The organism is Streptomyces sp. CC208A (genome assembly GCF_030010625.1).
Classification (GTDB): domain Bacteria; phylum Actinomycetota; class Actinomycetes; order Streptomycetales; family Streptomycetaceae; genus Streptomyces.
This window is the reverse complement of sequence record NZ_JASCXN010000046.1, coordinates 1-16,872: the sequence shown is the minus strand read 5'-3', so window position 1 is coordinate 16,872 and position 16,872 is coordinate 1. Positions and strand designations below refer to the sequence as shown.

6 protein-coding genes are annotated in these 16,872 nt (G+C 68.4%); all 6 read right to left on the bottom strand.

The genetic code is table 11. The annotated features are described in order from the left end of the window. Positions 1 to 4 precede the first annotated feature (4 nt). The 6 genes from pglX to QK442_RS32720 all read right to left on the bottom strand — a co-directional run bounded on the left by pglX (position 5) and on the right by QK442_RS32720 (position 16,783). A complete protein-coding gene (gene pglX, locus QK442_RS32745) occupies positions 5 to 3,748 on the bottom strand; it encodes a BREX-2 system adenine-specific DNA-methyltransferase PglX (RefSeq protein WP_282697752.1) in 3,744 nt (1,247 codons plus the stop codon). A gap of 50 nt (positions 3,749 to 3,798) precedes the next feature. Then, the gene (pglW, locus tag QK442_RS32740) at positions 3,799 to 8,532 is read right to left on the bottom strand and encodes a BREX system serine/threonine kinase PglW (protein ID WP_282697751.1); all 4,734 of its coding nucleotides are present in this window, start codon (positions 8,530 to 8,532) and stop codon (positions 3,799 to 3,801) included. Between the two features lie 260 nt (positions 8,533 to 8,792). Next, on the bottom strand, positions 8,793 to 9,332 hold the full coding sequence (locus QK442_RS32735; protein ID WP_282697750.1) for a phosphotransferase: 540 nt from the start codon (positions 9,330 to 9,332) through the stop codon (positions 8,793 to 8,795). Positions 9,333 to 9,432: 100 nt separating this feature from the next. Beyond that, positions 9,433 to 12,201 carry an RNaseH domain-containing protein gene (locus QK442_RS32730; RefSeq protein ID WP_282697749.1) on the bottom strand — a complete coding sequence of 923 codons (2,769 nt, stop codon included), beginning with the start codon at positions 12,199 to 12,201 and terminating at the stop codon, positions 9,433 to 9,435. Next, on the bottom strand, positions 12,198 to 15,593 hold the full coding sequence (locus QK442_RS32725; RefSeq protein WP_282697748.1) for a hypothetical protein: 3,396 nt from the start codon (positions 15,591 to 15,593) through the stop codon (positions 12,198 to 12,200). The genes QK442_RS32730 and QK442_RS32725 overlap by 4 nt, the downstream gene beginning before the upstream one ends. Next, positions 15,590 to 16,783 carry a hypothetical protein gene (locus QK442_RS32720; RefSeq protein ID WP_282697747.1) on the bottom strand — a complete coding sequence of 398 codons (1,194 nt, stop codon included), beginning with the start codon at positions 16,781 to 16,783 and terminating at the stop codon, positions 15,590 to 15,592. The genes QK442_RS32725 and QK442_RS32720 overlap by 4 nt, the downstream gene beginning before the upstream one ends. Positions 16,784 to 16,872 lie beyond the last annotated feature (89 nt).

Sequence of the window (16,872 nt, the reverse complement as noted above, 5' to 3'; positions counted from 1 at the left end):
CTGCTCAGACGGACTCGGTAGGGGTGCCGGACTCCGCCGGGACGTCGTCGGCCGGGGACTGCGCGGCGGCCGTCTTCTTCTTGGGCGCAGCGGCCTTCTTCGCAGCGCCGCGCCCGCGCGTGGCGGCTGCGGGGCGCCAGACGCGCAGGGCGTCGTCGGTCAGCCCGAGCTCGCCCTGCTTCTGCTGCCGGAACGCCAGGATCTCGGCGGCCGGCGAGGCCCCGAACTCCAGGTCGTACTCGCCGTACCACTGATCCAGCCAGGGCTGCAGCTCCAGCAGACCCGCCAGATACGGCACCATCTCCTCCTCGCCGAGCCCGGCCTGCTGCACGTACGAGGCAAGGGCCAGAGCCTGCTCCAGATGGTCCCAGCCGGCCCACCCGTACAGTTCGGGCGACTGCACGTTGACCGTGCCGTACGACACGAACCGCTCCTTGGGCACATCGAGCTTGCCCCGGGCGCGCCAGTAACTCGGCTTCAGGAAGTCGGCGGAGGTGTACTTCGGCGGCACCGGCGTCCGCTCGCGGATCTTCCGCTTGGCGGGCTCGTCCGGCGCGGCGTCCTCCTCCCGCTGCAGCTCCCAGACGTGCTCCCAGTCCGCGCGCTTCTTCAGCCCGGAGGGCTTGTAGCGGAGAGCGGAGACGAAGGGGACGTGCTCGTCGGAGAGGAGTTCGCGGACCGTCTTGGTGAGGTCCTGCCGGGGCGCGTACAGCTCGGCGACGGCGGTGAAGTCCTCGTCGGTGGACAGGCTTTCGGTGAGCCGGGCGAGGGTGGTAACGGTCGGATTGCCCTGCTCGTCGAACCAGTACGAGCGGTCCTCGATCCGGTCGAGCAGCCAGGACTTCAGCGCCTTCTGCCGCATGGCGTCCCAGCCCTCGCTGGCCCAGCGCCGCTTGAACTCGGGGCGCTCGACCATGCCGATGGCCCGGTTCGACTCGATCACGTGGATCCGGTTCTGCACGATCGCCCGGTAGTCGGCGGGCCAGTGTGCAGGGATCTCGGTGATCGGCGTCGACCCGTGCCGCTTGAACCACTCGCCACTGGCCTCCCCGGCCTCCACCCGCCGCGCGAGCACGATCTCGAAGGCCCTCTCGCCGAGGGCGAGTTCCGGCACGGCGGAGGAATCGGGTACGCGGAGGTCCTCGGAGTGCAGGTTGTAGAGCGAGTAGACCTGCCAGTCCAGCTCCTCCTGGAGCGCGACCATGCGGGCGCGGAGGGAGGTGTATTGGGCCTCAGCCCCGCGGAGAACGGCGGCGGTAGGGACGGCCTCGGCGGCGAGGGCGGCGGGGGTTGTCGCAGAAAGCTGCTGAGCGAGGGAGTCGAGCTCGGTTGCGAGGGCAGTGGGATAGTCGGAGGGTAGGGGGAATTCCTGGAGCTTGGTGCCGGTGAACTCATAGCGGTCCGACCAGGGATGTACGGAGACGCGGGCTCCCTCGTCACCCACCGGGTCACCACCTTTGGGATAGCTCACCTGGCGGAGCCAGAACCCGGCGGTAGAGCTATTGAGCAGCCCAAGGAGCCGCACATGCTCCTCCTCGGTCGCCCCCTCGCGTAGCTTGATTACTGGCGCGGAACGGTTGAACACCCTTCCGCCCCGATCCAGCACAAAATGATTGTGCGTCGCTACGAAAGCGAAGCTGATGGCCCAGCGGTGTGCATCCGTGTCCTTGGGGATCTGGTGCCACTCCCACCAAGGGCGTCCATCCGAGAAATAGGTGCCACCGGAAAAAGTGGCCCGTCCTCCAAGTTCGCTTCGAAATGCCCAGATGCTGCGCGCAAGTTCAGGCATTTCTGTCAGAAATGCGAGATTTCGCTGCTCGCTGTAGGGGTGGAAGGCGTGGTCTCCGCTGCGAAACTCGAAGTCGCGCACGGCATCGCCGATGACGAGGGGGCGCACGAACGCGTCTTCGGCGCGGCTTCGAACATAGAATCCGAGTGGGGCAGACATGGCTTCGTCGGCGCCCATGACGCCGTAGAACCCGATTCGCTTAGTACGGGAAGCTAGCGTGGACTGGGCTGAATTGGTGATCTGCTCCAACATCTCCAGCCCGCCGTCGGCGAGTACCCAGGGTTGGCTTGAGAAGTAGCGGTTGCGGTCGAGGTCGTCGACGGAAACCCACTGGCTCGATGAGCCGGGACAGTCGATCTGGTTTGTGATCGCCTGCCAGACATGCCCATTCTCGGGAACTTCCGGTGCGGAAGGTTCTCCCTGGACGCTTCGCACTGTGCGGATAGCGGGCGAACGACTGGAGCCCTCGCGGCGCGTGCCAACGAGAATGACTGTTGGAGTCCCGTGTCCGGGAATATATGCACCCGAGGTGTCGATGACTTCGGTGAGCTCAACCTTGTGCGCAAAGAAATCTTCGATCAGGGTCGAGCCAAATTCACGTTTCATGAAGGAGTTGGCGGTAATCTGCCCGACCATGCCATAGCCGCGACCCTCGCTATCACCGCGTACGGCGAGCTCGAAGAATCGCTGGGCGAAAGGAACGGACAGTGCGTACTTGCGCACACACGTGTCATAAAGTTCCCGGTACAGCTGGTTCAGCTTCTTGTCCTTGACGGTGATGTACGGCGGGTTGCCGACGACCACGTGGTACCGCCCCGGCTCCAGGATCCGGCCATACTCGTGCACGTCCTCCGTCGCGTACGAGAACTCGGCTAGCGGGTCGCCGACCGCCGACTCCTCGTCTCCGAGCCCCAGGCCCAGCTGCAGTTCCAGCTGCCGGTCCTTGATGAGGGAGTCGCCGACCGCGAGCTGGAGCGGCCACTTGTACGCCTGCGTCCCAGCGAAGGTTCGGATGCCGCTCGCGGCCATGGCCGCGACCAGGAGCCGGAAGCGAGCCACCGCGACCGCGAATGGGTTGAGGTCCACCCCGTGAACCGACTCCAGTGCAGCCCGCACCCGCTCATACGGGCCCACTTCGGGCCGCTGTTCCGCCCACATCCGCACCAGCCGCCGGAAAGCGCCAAGCACGAAGTGCCCGGACCCGCAGGTCGGGTCGATCATCTTCAGCTCGGCGAAGCCGAATTCGCGGACCGCCGGCGTCATCGTCCGGTCGAGGATGAACTCCTCCACGAACTCCGGGGTCTGCAGCAGCGCGTACGTCTTCCTGGCCGCCTCACTGAGGTCCTGGTACAGGTCCCCGAGGAACCGGGTGTCCCAGCCATCCGTACCGTCCTCGCTCAGCGGGTCGCTGAAGTCGTGCACGAGCACGTGCACCGCGTCACCGCCACTATTACCCTCTTCGACCCGCTGCTCCCGCCAGAATGCCAACAGCGCGCCCGCCCCGTCATGCGAGAGCGGGATCTGGAACAGAGGGTTGTGCTCGGGGTCGAACAGGAGTCGCCCGGCCTGCCCGGCGCCCAGCTCGGCGAAGGCGGCCTCCAACCATCCCCGGTAGGTCGGGTCAGCGCTCTTCTCCAGGTACTCCTCGTACCGGGCCTGCGTGACCTCCCGCCCGGCCACATCGGGCGCGGTGATGTACGGCTCGGGGATCAGCCCGTTGTCCTCGCTGAACCGCACGAAGACTGTGCCGAGCACCCAGGCCACCGCGACCTGCGTGACCCGCTCGCCGAGCCACGCGTTCCACGTCGCCGCCGTACGCCCCAGCTTCCGGGCCTGGTCGTACTCGCTCCGCAGCCGCGCCCCGACCTCGGGGACAGCCTTTACCTGCTGCTCAAGGTCGGTCTCCGCCGCCTTGACCTGCTTCTGCAGGTCGGCGAGGAGGCTCTTGCGGTCGATCACGGACAGCTCCTGTGTGAAGTGAGACGTAGCAAATACGAATGAGAGCGGACTCAGGCGTCTGGCACCAGATGCCTGCGCGCCACCCACGCGTCCGGCACGACGATCCACTCGTCGAACCCCGCCTGGTACGGCACGCTCTGTCCGGCCAGCCGCGGTGCCCGTGCAGGGTCGGACTGCGCGACGAGCAGCCACAGCGGGCTGCCGCCCTGCCGTGCCTCCTCCGCGAGCCGCCCGAGCAGGTCGAACGCGTCGTACCGGGCAAGGACCGCTGTGTCGGTGAGCAGTAGCGGGCCGTCGTCCCGCCGAGCCGCCAGCCGTTCCCGCAGTTTCGGCTCGATGCGTCCCCACGCCTTGTCGGTGCGGATACGCAGCTGCTGGTGAGGACGGCTGCCGGTCTCGGCGGCGTCTGCCTTCAGCACAGTCTCCCAGGTCGGTCGGGCCGCCTCGCCCACCACACCTCGTAGCTCGGCGACGAACAGTCCGGTCAGCGACAGCGGCCGTGCCCCGTACGGAGCCTCGGTCAGCAGCTGTACCGCCTTCTCGGCCCGGCGCTGCGGTACGGTCAGCACTCGGAAGCCGTCCTGCCGCGCCGAGTGCGCGAGTCGCTGTTCGGCCTTGACGGCGGCGGCGACCGCGGTGTCCTCGTCGTACCGGGTCGGGGCGGACCGTCGTGCCGCCGAGGCGCCCCAGCTGGCCGAGGTCAGCCCGGTGGTGGCGTCCCCGGCCGGGCGGTCCGGGACCAGCCGGAGCACCCCGTCGTAGCGGGTGGCCAGCTTCAGCTCGAAGCCGGCCTGCTTCAGGTCGCGCACCAGGGCGCTGCCGGTGGGCAGCTCGCGCGGGGCCAGCGGGTCGGTGCCCAGCTCGGGGAAGCGGGTGGTGACCCGCTTGTGCAGGGCGTCCACCGTCAGGCCCGGCTGCCGGTCCTCCTCGACGCCAGGCTGCACGGCGACCACACCGGCCTGGGTGATGCGCAGCGCGCGTACCAGGCTCAGGTCGCGCGGGTAGATCTCCAGACGCGGGGTGAGCGCGGCCAGCGTGGAGGCGGCGACCGCGATCTCGGCGGTGCGCCGCTCGTCCCAGCCCAGGCTGCCGGGCGGGCGGCGCACCGCGTCCAGATCGGTGAGGACCGTGCTCGCGGTCGGCAGCGACTCCAGCGCCGCCAGCTTGTCGGCCCGCGCTCCCAGGTTCAGGGCGTATGCCTGCAGGGCGGGGAGCGTCGGGGTGTCCGGGCCGTCGACGCCCTCCCGGACGTCCAGGGCGAACAGCCCGAGGACCGGGTCGGCGCCCTGCGGCATCCGGGCGTGGAAGTAGCGGAAGAGCTGCGGGGACTCGTTGTCGTAACTCTCCCGCTCCACCACCGCCCGCAGGATCGACAGAGCGAGAGCGCGCCTGTCGCGCCGCTCCGCGAGCTGGGTGCCCCGCCGGGCGATCAGCGCGTCGGCGAGCTCGACGGCAGGGACCACCCGGCCGCGCTCGGCGAGCAGCTCCACCACCTGCTCGCGCAGCAGTCCCAGGGCCGGGTCGTTGAACCAACGCTCGCGGGCCTTCTTCACGATCTGCGGGATACGGCCTGCGGTCATCCCCAGTGCCTCGGCGACGTCGCGCTGCCGGACCCAGGGCAGACCGTCCGGCAGCACGCCCTCTTCGTTGGGCAGGCGCAGCAGCAGGCGGACCGCCTCCCGCTCGGTGGCGTTGGACCGGGCGCTGCCGCCGGACGGTTTGGGCACCAGACGGGAGGCGAGCGCGTCCAGGCTCAGTCGGCCGAGCACCAGCGGATCGCGCACGTCCCCGCCGACGGAAGCGACCGAGTCGGCGACGGTCCGCTCCAGCTCTGTGAGCTCCTGGCCGGCCGCCTTACGGGCCTCCGGGCTCAGTGGTGCGGGAGCCGTCTTGCCCAGGCGGGCGTTCCACTCCTTCTGCCGGCGCTGGATCTCCTCCCGGGTACGCGAGCCCATGCCCGGCGCGGTGAGGAACTTTCGCGCCGAGTAGTCCAAGACGTCGCCGACGGTGTTCAGCCCCATCGCGAACAGCTGCGACTGTGCCGAGAGCGTCAGGCCGGCGACCGACAGCGGTGTGCTGCGGTCGGCGCGCTCGGCCTGCTGGTCGCGGACCTGCTCGGCCAGGGCGTCGTCGTCCTCCCGCCCGATCCGCGGCCCCGCTGCCTCAACTGCAGATGGCCTGGCTGCCGCGCCGGACGGGGCCCCAGCGTTGTCCACGCCGTGCCCGGACTTCTCAGCGTGGCCGCTGCTCGGTGCCGTCGTCCGTTGTGCGTCGAGGAAGATGCGCTGCCAGGCCCGCTCCATCGGCTTGAGGTCCGGGAAACGGTCCTTCACGTCCCGGGCCAGCGCCTTGCGGAAGAAGGCCACCAGGCCGTCGTGGACAGCCGGCTCGAAGGCGTCGGCGGCGAGCTGCGGGTGCGGCCACTTCTTCGGGTCGGTCTGCCGGGCGGTGGCCGAGCCGTCGCCCCAGCGGGGCAGCTCGTTCGACGCCATCTCGTGGAGCGTCACCGCCAGCGCGTACCGCTCGGCGTGCCCGTCGTACGAGCCGCGCGTGACGATCCCCACGAAGGGGTCGAGGTACCCCTCAGTGCCCGCCTCGATCTCCTTGGCCGGATACCCGGCGAGCGAGAAGTCGATCAGCACCAGCTGCCGGGTGCCATTGGGGCGGATCCGGATCGCGATGTTGTCCGGCTTGAGGTCCCGGTGCCAGATCCCCTCGGCCTCAAGGTGCTCCACCGCACCGAACAGGTACTTCCCGTACGCCTCCAGCTGGTCCATGCCGAGGCGGCCGTTGTCCCGCAGCTGACGCGCGACGGTGTCCTCACGGCGGCGCGGCCCCTTGCCGGCACCTCCGGCACCCGCGTCCTGGTCCTTCGGCTCCCGGCTGTCGCCCACGTACTCCAGAACCAGGACCCGGCGGCCGGCCAGCGTGAGCGGCTCCGGCTCGTACAGCGAGATGATGCTGGAATCCCGGTGGATGCGGCCCAGGACCGCGGCCTCCTGGTCCAGGATCGTGTGCTTGGCCTCGCTCAGCGCGACCTTCAGCACCGCCACCGGCAGGGCCCCGCTCCGCCGCGGCTCGCCCTCCAGGTCCCGCACCAGGAACGCGCGCGACGTCGAGCCCGTACCGAGCCGGCGCACGACCTCCCAGCGGCCGGCCAGCACGTCCCCGGCCACCGCCTCCAGCGGATCCTTCTCCGGCTCCTGCTGGTCGCCGCCGGATGCCGGACCGCTGTCCCCGGCCCCGCTCCCGTTCCCGCCTGCGGTCTTTGCCTCATCCGCCGGAGGTTCGTCGGCGAACGCCTCCTCGACGTACTCCAGCATCTCTAGGAAGTCGTCGACCGTGGACAGCCGTCGGCCCGGCTCGTACGCGGTGGATGCCTCCACCAGATCGTCGATGTCCGGGTGGAGCCCGTCGACCAGAGCGCTGGGGCGCAGACTCCCACCGGCCTCCAGGTGCGCCAGGACCTCGTTCTGGCTCGCCCCCGGGGCCTGCCCCGTCACCAGCAGATACGTGAGCACGCCCAGCCCGTAGACATCCAGGCGCACCGGATCGGCCTTCGGGAGGCGCAGCTCAGGAGCGAGATAGGGGTCGGCCTGCTCCGATACGTGAGAACGGGACAGATTGGTGGGTGCCAGGGTCAGCGGCCGGCCGTTGCTGGTGCTGTGGCCGCTGGCGATCTGCCAGTCCGCGATCTGCAGCCACGGCCGCAGCCAGCGCTGCTCCTCGCCGAGCTCCCGCCCGCGCGGCCCGCGATCGCGCGGCACGACGTGCACGGCGTGCGCCGACAGCGTGCGGTGGTGGACCCGGCGGGAGTGCGCGGAACGCACCGTCTCGGCGAGCTGGCGGACCAGGGCGAGGCGGCCCTCCAGATCCAGCAGCTGCCCGTGCTCGACCAGGTAGTCGTCCAGGCGCAGCGTCTCGGGGTGGTAGTCGAAGAGGATCGCCGGGCCGGCCGGATGTCCGGACGGCAGATACGTCTTCAGCTGCACCGCGCCCGGGTGCCGGAACCGGCTGAGCACCATGGCCTCACGGGCGGCGGCCCGCTCCACCGAGCGGCGCTCGTCGTCAGAGGCGCCCCGCTCGCTGAGGAAGACCCGCACCCACGCCAGATCGTGCAGCTGGGAGTGACGGCCCAGGTAGTCGGCCCAGGTGGGCCCGGAGTCGAAGGCTTTGGCGTCGAGGAGATAGCCGCCGACCTCGTACTGCCGGCGGATCGGTGCGATGCCCAGTCTCTTCAGCGCGGCGTCGACCTGGCGGGAGGTCTCGGCCGTGATCCGGTGCCGGGCGTCGGACGGCGGCTCGGCCAGCATCTCCACCAGCTGCTTTACCGTGAACACGCCGTTCATGTCGGCGGCCGGAAGCGTCACCCGCAGCCTGTCATCGGTGAAGCAGACCGCCTCACCCACCCAGATCCTCGGGCGGGCCCCGGGACCGCGGGAACCGCCGTTGATCAGCCCCGACAGCTCCTTGGCCTTGCGGTTCGCCAGATGCAGCGGATTACCGTGCCGGCGCATGGTCCCGCCGGGCGTGGTCTGCACCCAGTCGTTGCCGCCGCCGCGCACCGAGCCATGCCAGTCCTTCAGCTCGATCAGGAATACCCCGGCCGGTGCCGTCACCAGAAGATCGATCTCGCGTACGTGACCGCTGGCCGCCGTGAACGTGAAGTTCGACCAGGCGCGCCACGGCTCCTCGTCCGGCAGACGCCGACGGATCGCTTCCAGGCCACGGCGCTCGTGCTCGTGCTCGGACTCGGTGACCGTCGTCCACCGGCCTTCCAGCATGCGACTCCCCGCCTGTATCCGTTTGCACGCATTTGCGCGTATCGCCGTCCTGCCGCCGTTCGCAGGAGCGTCGGGCTGCCCCCGCTGGATGAATCTTAGAGGGCAGGACTGACAGCAAGAGGGGGAGTGGGCTTCCTGGAGGTCTTCGCCCTTCGAATGTGATCACCAGGTTCTCGCTGGTCAGGTAAGGATTCGGCCACCGCTTGGCTGTCGAACGCGCAGCCGAGTTGCTATGTCAGGTGCGTGCCGAGGCCGAAACCTCATGGAAGGCCAGCCGGAAGTTCGGGGAAGTGGTACAAGACCGCGCGACGCTCGGCCAGGGTCCGAAGCGCCCCTTCGCCGAAGGCTTCGCGCCGAGCGCGCTCACCGGCGATGCCCAGCAGCTTGACGGTGGCGGCTTCCAGCTTGTCGATGTCCGGATGCATCCACTTGTCGAGTTTCGACGACGGCCGCTCCCCGGCCGGGTGATCGGCGAACGCCATATGGATGCGACCCAGCGCCGCGCCGGCGGCACGCTGCTGGGCGGGGCTCAGCCCGTCGTCGACGACCGTGCCGGACACCCACTCCCACACGGACACCGCGACCCGGTCCTGCTGGACGAGGCGGCGCCCGTCCGTCGAGCGCCGCACCTTCGAGACCGGCACCTGGTGCTCGCCGGCCAGGGCAGTCTGGTCTACTGCCTCCTGCTCGGCCGCCAGGTTCGCGCCGTCCTGGTACTGCTTGACGAACAGCACCTCATCCCCGGCCTGAGCGCGGTAATTGATGGTGACCTGGCCGACCGGCAGCCGCTCAAGGGCCACGGAGGACAAGGCGTAGGCGCACGCGAGGACTGACGCGAGACCTGCGTGTGCGGCCGGGCCCAAAACTCCCCCTGCGACCTGTCGTGACCGGAGGGACACTCTATTCGGCCTCGGTTTCGTCAGCGTTCATGGTAGCTGCCTGGTCTGCACCGAGCTGTTCGTCGTTTGTGCTGCGTCGGTAGTGGGGATGGTCCGTGTCGATCTGTCGCGCCAGCCGAAGGGGCGTGGCCTCGGTTTGTCGGCCGTCCCAGCTGATGCCCTGGTTGATCATTACCGTGCCGATCTTGCCGATGAGGTCGGTGTCTGCGTCTTCGTCCAGGGGGAGCACGGTCAGGCGCACAGCGGTGTGGGCGTAAGCGTTCTTGCCCTGGCGCTTGATGGCCTGGTTGTCGAACCGTGAGTGGTCGGCTGCGAATCTTCCGCTGGGGCCAGCGGCGTAGGTGCGTGGCACGGTGACCAGGAGGAAGTCGGGTAGGTAGGTGGCACCGTCGTCGGAGGCGAGCTGGAAGGGGCTGTTGGTGGTCTGGGTGCGGCGCCATCGTCCGTTTTTGTCGTAGACGTAGGCGCCGGTGGGGCGGCCGATGCGGTCCAGGTCGGTGATGGTGCGGACAACGGCAAGGGGGCGTTGGGCTCGGGGTAGACCGTACCCGGGAAGCCACGAAGCGGGCCGGGGGAGGTCCAGGGGTGGGGGCTGGCCGATGTTTTCGTCTCGGAGGCCGGCCCAGATGTACTCGGTGGTGTCGCCGTTAACGTAAATGACCGAGGGCCCGGGGAAGGGGAGTTGCGTGCGAGCGGCCATGAGGGCAGCTTCGGTGATCTGCGCGGCGGCGGATGCCTGGTGGCTTTCGTCGCCCACGGTTGGGAATGTGGACACGTCGAGGCCGAGTTCGGTGGCATGGACGGCGAGGCGTGTCGTCCGGTAGTGCTGCCACCGGGACGTAGCGGGTGAGTAGGCCCAGATCGTCCACGGGTCGGTGGGGCCGCCGACTGGGCGGATGGCGGTGAGAGTGATCGTCAACGGTGCTGGTTTGGCGTTTCGTTGACCGTACTGGCGGCGCTGAGCGTGGCGGCGTACGTGGATGCCGATGTGCCACCAGGGATGCAGTGGGAGCGCGCCGAACGCGGCACCGAGGCGGTGATCGGCGAGGCCGAGGCCGCGGAACATGTCACGCAGCGCGTTCTCGGTTGAGCTGGCGATCGCACCGTCGCGTGCCTTTGTTTCCCGCTCGATGTACTTGGGGGAACAGGGCTCCCCGTTTTTCTTGTACAGGGGAACGGGAGGCGGGGCCTGCTTGATGTACTGGGAAGAGCCATCCAGGCGGGCCAACGCGGCCTTGGACAACCATTTGCCGTCTTCCGCTTCGGCCTTCTCCTTCTCCTCCGTGGTGGCGTACTTATGCTCGGGGTCCCAGTTGGTTTCGCACAACGTCGTGATGGTCATGCCCTCGGTGCGATGGGGAGCAAGAAGCTCGTCGAGCTGTCGCCGACGGTGTTCTGTCGAGGCGGGCCCGTGGGCGAGGGCTCCGTCCTTGTCTTGAAGGAACAGGAGGTGAATCCGGTTCTGAACAACGTTGGGGACGACGTGATTGTCGGGGGCCACGAAGTTCTCACCGAGCTCCCATTGCCGGGCGATCTCTGACTGCAGACGAGAGCGGACTTCATCCGTGTGCCACAGCACCACCACGAGCAGGGTGTCGATCTGGGCGGCGTCCATGGAAGCCGGCACATCCTGGGGCAGGATCGGGCCGCTGACCCGTACACCCGTCTTGGCGGTGGGGACGGAGAGGTCGGGCACTTCGATGTAGAGGGGTGTGCGGTCCTTGTAGCGTTCGAGGTGCGTGTCGATGTGCTCCTCGATCAGGCGGAACAGTTCCATCCCGGAGCCGCGCCCGAGGCCGGGAGTCGTGATGCTCTTAGGAGCGACGGCTCGCACTGTGCCCAACGGGGTGTCGGCCGCGATGGCTGAGTCGTCCAGGGACTCGGGGAAGGGGGGAAGGCGTTTGCTCAGCCGGGGAAGGGCCGCCAGTCGGCGGCTGGCGGCGACGGCGGGAACGTTGAGGCGGCGATTCCAGGGTGGTCCGTCGGTGCGTGCGGCCACGGCGAGGGGTTGATCAGGGTTGGTGAGGAGAACGGTGGACACCTCGTACCAGCGGTTTGCGAGCAGAGTAGTGACGGCGGTGACAGTGACTGCGTGACGGGCAGAGTGCCCGGTGGCCGCCGTGCCGACCCGGATACGTGGCAGCAAATGCCGGATGCGTCTCTGGCGGTCGGGGACGCTGGGCAGTTCATGGCCGATCGCGGCGAGGCTCCCATCGGTGCACAGCGTGAATCGGATCGGCTTCTCGGTTCCGAGCTTCCAGTCGATGCGAGCGAGGTCCTGTGCCAGGCGCCATCGAGTCAGTTCCCCCGGCCACCAGCTCATGGTGCGGCGTCCGGCAATCGGCCTGGGTAGGTCTGGGTATGCGATCGGCGAGGTCTGGGCGATGAGGTCGGCCAGACGCCGCACAGTGTCTCGGCCTTTGCCCTCGGGAAGGATCGCTTCTCCCCAGTAGTCGAAGACATCCAGGCGGTCCTCATCAGAGATCTCGCTGCCGGTGATCAGCTGTGCTCCTGCATCGGTGACGTCCCAGTGGGCCCAGTCGCCGAGGACGGCCCGCAAGATGGCCTCCAGCGAGCGGTACGGGGGCTGTACGTCCTTCTTCTTGTCGCCGAACCGCTCTCGGTAGGCGTGGCACAGTTCGTACCACAGGTCCCGGGCTTCGTTGCCGGGGCGGTAGGCGAGGACGGTGCCCAGCACCTTCGGGTCGGTGCGGTATTGGAGGAGGCCAGCGCGCTTGCGGGTCTCACCGCCAGGGGGAGTCGAGTTCATGCGGCTGCTCCGAAGTGCGCGGGGTACCCGGCCCGCAGACCGGCGCGGAGGTGGGGGGCTTGGGCGTAGTCGAGGAACTCTTCGGCTGTGTGTCCGTAGGTTCGGCCGGTGCCGGCCAGTTCCTTGGCCGTGTAGCTCTCGTACAGCTCGCGTACGAGAGTGGGCAGGTCGCTGCCCCAGGTGGTGTCGTGGAAGGCCCCGTCGATGAAGTGGAGTTCGACGTGGGTCTGCCCACGCCGGCCTCGGCCCGCGATTTGGATGCACTGTCCGAGCACAGTGGCGATCAGTTCGCAGCGCAGGTCTTCAGGCAGGGCGGTGAAGCGCTTCGGCGCGGCCAGGATGCTCCACATCCGCTTTCGTGCCGCCGTGCGGGTCCAGGCGAGGCGGGCTGCGGGCGTGCCCTCGGCGGGTCGGGAGCGCCAAGCGAAGGAGGCGGTACTCGCTGCCAGAGCGGCCGGCTCGTCCACCGGCATGACCGGACGAATGGCGAGCCCGATGAGAGTGATCGCGGACTCCCGTTTGCCTGAGGGAGCGGTGGTCAGGATGTTCAGTCCGCGCTCGGTGCGCGGCAGCGGCGAGATGAGGACGTCCCCGCCGCGGTCAGCGAGCTGGGAGAACTGGTCACGGGTGACCAGGGTGACAGCATCAGGGACCGGGGGAAGGCCGGGGTCTTCCCTATCGGGTGTAGCCACGAAGATCTTCAGTTTCCGGCCCAACACGAGTGCAGCCTCGTACAGGGCGGAGGCGAACAGCCGCGCCTGCCGGTAGGAGTTGACCGCGATCAACGCGCGGGCACGATGCGCTGTCGCAGCGTCGGCCAGAAGACGGTCGAGGTCCTGTACGAGGGTGGCGGCGTACCCGCGGGCCAGCGCCGCGACGCGCTCGTCGCGTTCGCGGAAGGGCGTACTGCCGACCGCCAGCGGCGTGTTGTCGACGATCGGGGTACTGCGCACGATGGTCAGCCCGCCGCGCTGACCATCGGGCATTGCCCACTGCGGCTCGGCCAGCAGGTGCGTGCGCGCCGCACGGGGAAGGTAGCCGGTGGCCGACATACCCAGGATCACCCGGCGGTGGCCAGCCAGGGTCAGTGACACGGTGTCGCCCAGATAGGCGGTTTCCGTGTGCGGGTCACCGCGCAGGACCTCCATCAGAAGCTGAGGCTTCGCCGTGGGATCGTCCAGCCCCTCGAATCGGAAGCCGCTGATTTGCTGGCCCAGTGGTCCGAAGGGCACGACGTTTCCGGAGTCTCGGTGCCCGACGGTGTCGGCCAGCGCGGAGGCTGCGTGGATGCCGTGCCCGGCCAGCTGAGTCGCGTGGTCCGCGAGGTCGAATACGGTGTGGTTCAGGGCACTTAGCCACGCCTTCATCATCATGCCGTGAAGGACGCCGGCGGCGACGACCGGTGTAGGCAGTTCCTCCTGCTGGCCGCTGCCGTCCCCACGCTCCGGCAGCTCCGGTTCCTCTTCGACGCCGGGCGGCGGGCGTCGGCCTGCCCGGATCTTGCGTGCACGTGCCTTGGCGAGTTCCCTGACGGCCGCCTCTACGACCTCGCGCAGCTGCTCCTTGGTGTCGTCGAGTTCCCACCTGCCGCCTTCGTCGATGCTCAGCATCTGTTCCAGCACGTCCGGGATCGGCCTCAGGCGCTTGGGCAGAACATCGGGTCGTACGCGATCCTCGGGCCGGGCGGCGACCGGAGGGAGCAGCGCCTGGAGCTGATCCATCTGCTCCGGGGTGGCACCGTCCTCGGCGTCGACGCCGATGAGGTTCTCCAGCAGTTCGCGGTCCCAGTAGTGGGGCTGGTACCAGCGGCGCCGATCCCGCAGAACCTGGCGCATGCGCCGCGGGTCCAGACCGGAGGCCAAGGCGCGTGCCTGCGAGGTCTCCGTGCACACTTCGCCGGTGGCGGCCAGGTCCAGCAGGTGCTCGGAGAGAAACAGCGCCCGGTGGAGCAGTCCCCGCGTATCGAGCCGAAGCTTGGCCGGTGCCCGGTACAGGTTGTCCCAGATGCGCCGCATGGCGGTGTTCGGCTCGCTCGCCGATGCCAGGGGCAGGCTGTGCGACTCGTCGAAGGCGCGGGACTGGTATGCGTCGACCTCGTCGATGATGACCAGGTGTGACCGGCGGAGCACCAGCTCGCGCACGCTCATCTGACGGCGCAGTTCCCCGTCGACCAACAGCGGAATCTTCACCATGCCACGCTGGAAGCAGGCGTGGGTCGTCACAATGATCTGGGCGGAGCAGACGGCCCGGACGTGCGAGAACTTGTCGCACGAATTGACGAACCGGCATAGCGTCGGCCCCTGGTGCTCGTCCGGGTCGACGCTGCGCAGACTGGTGCAGGGTTCTTGGCCGTCGCCGAAGGTGTCGGGCCCCTCCAACTGTGCCTTCACCGCGCACCCGTACCCGACCTCCGCCATCCGCTGCATGAGATCGTCCGGCATCTGCGACAGCGGCGTGTCCACGTCGACAGCCTTGTGGGCGGTCTGGAGGGTGAATTCGTGGCGGCTGTTCGGCGCGATCAGTGGCGTGGCCACGGCATTGATCTTAAGAGCGGTCAGCTCCCGGCGCAGCGTCTCGACCTCAGCAAAGACATCGGCGTTGTCGCTGACGAGGAGCGCGACGGTGTACCCGTCGCGGGCGAGCTGGGTTGCCTGGGCCCGGGCGAAGACGTTCTTCCCTACCCCCGTTGGCGCGCTCAAATGCCGCATCAGCCCGGGATCCATCAACACCACGGACTGCGGGACGCGTCCCTCGCCCATAGCCCCCGCCAGCAGAAGACCGACCTGCCTTTGACGAAAGGGGTCGCCCTCCATTGCGGCGTCGGTCGCTCCGGTGAGCCAGCCCAGCACATTCGGGTCGACGCGGATCGGGCCGCTGGCATCCACCGTTGTGACCGCCGGCGGTCGATAGCGCACTTCACCGGCCTCGAAGGCCAGCTGAACGTGCCCCCGCACGCTGGGAGCCACCCAACCACTCCCGCTGGCCACACGGATCTGAACCTCCCGGTCCCCGCCGCACCACAGCAGACGATCAGCCGACTCAAGGGGGGACTGGCCGTGCCGCGGGTACACTTCCACCATGCGCCAGCCCTCCCGGGCTCCCGGCGTGTAGCGGTGGAAAACCTCGTCGTCCCACTGCTGATCGAAACACTTGCGCACCCGCCGCTGCAGTGAGGACAGATCGGCTTCCGAACGCGACTTCAAAGCCAGAAGCCGGCCGATGCGCTGCTGCTCCGGATAGGACAAAGACTCCCACTCCGGCCACACTTGTGCGTGCTGGCCGGACAGCAGCACATGAGCGTCCTCCAAACGCACCACCGGCCGACCCTCGGAGTCCTTCGCCGGGAAGTAGTGCTCGGCCAGCGCCAGGGCAGCCGCAACAGTTCGACTCACGCCGTCTGTACCTCCGCGATCAGGTCCACGTCCGTGATCACGCGTGCGCCAAGGCGCCTCAAAACCCGGTTAAGGACGCCGATGTACCCACGAAGGTGCTCCGGAATCACCAGGACCAACTTGTCGCACCCATCAGGGTCCTCACGCAGCTGCTGCGCAATGCCCTGCGGATCAGCCCACGTCTTCACATCCACCCGCCACGTACGGCCGTTCTTTGTGATGTGCACGTCATAGCTGTCTCCGTACGGCCACAGCCGCGCCTGTGCCCCCGCCTCCTCGGCGAGTGCCTTCACCTCGATCTCCAAGAGGCCCGGGACCGTGATCCACTGCCACAGCCCGTACGACAGTGCGACCCATCCCTCCACCGGTTTCAGCTCAGGAGTCTGCCGGAGCTCCCCCAGGGGCTTCAGGCGCCACTCGCCGTCCTCCTGCACCATCGAAAACCGCGCACCACGCTGCCGGTGCCGCTCGTCCTCGCAGGCAAGTTCCGCTCTGCGACGGCCCTTTGGCGTTGCCCGCATCGTCCAGTTGCACACCGGGCATGGCGCCCACCATCCAGCGAACTGGCGCACAGGAGGGATCACCGTATAGGCGCCGAGTTCCGTGAGATGCACGTGGCGGGACAGAGCACGGCGCTGCAACACCGGCTGCGTTACCAACACCTCGCGTCCCTCGGTGTAGGCGGCGAACCCAGCCTGCTGTAGCGCACGGAAGACCGCGTGCTGCACTGCCTCCGCGGTGATACGGGACAGCCGCGCTCCCGCGGGCAGTTTCCCCAGCGCGCGCAGCACGCTGTGTAGATGCCGTACGTCTGAGCTCAACCCCGGCACATTGAGCGCATGATCGGAAGCCTCCATGGCCAGACGGGTCAGGGCCGGCGTGGCACTTCCGTCGCCCTCCAGTAGCCGCAGGCTCCAGTACGGCGACCGGCCCGCCGGCTCCGGAAGTAGATCGCCCACGGGATCCGTTCTCAGGCTTTCGAGGAACACGCCGAACGGAACCGCCGGCTCCCACTCGCCCCAGGCTCGCATGTACCGGCCGTAGCACTCCATCACCAGCCGCGTGCGATCCCGTACCTCACCCTCGGCCGCACAAAGCGCCATGGCGGCGATCACGCATGCCTCAAGAGCATCACGCTGGCGCTGCTCCAGGCTACTGATCTCGGCTGCGGCGGCATCAAGAGTAAGCATGTACGGCAAGTCCCGCGACTGGCAACAATAAGTCATTGAAGTGTAGCGGTGTGTAACTCTAGCTTGTCGGCGCCCTCCACAGGACTGGT

Coding starts and splice junctions, on each gene's coding strand:
- pglW (WP_282697751.1), bottom strand. CDS start 8,532: ATGCTGGAAGGCCGGTGGACGACGGTCACCGAGTCCGAGCACGAGCAC.
- QK442_RS32730 (WP_282697749.1), bottom strand. CDS start 12,201: ATGAACTCGACTCCCCCTGGCGGTGAGACCCGCAAGCGCGCTGGCCTC.
- QK442_RS32720 (WP_282697747.1), bottom strand. CDS start 16,783: ATGCTTACTCTTGATGCCGCCGCAGCCGAGATCAGTAGCCTGGAGCAG.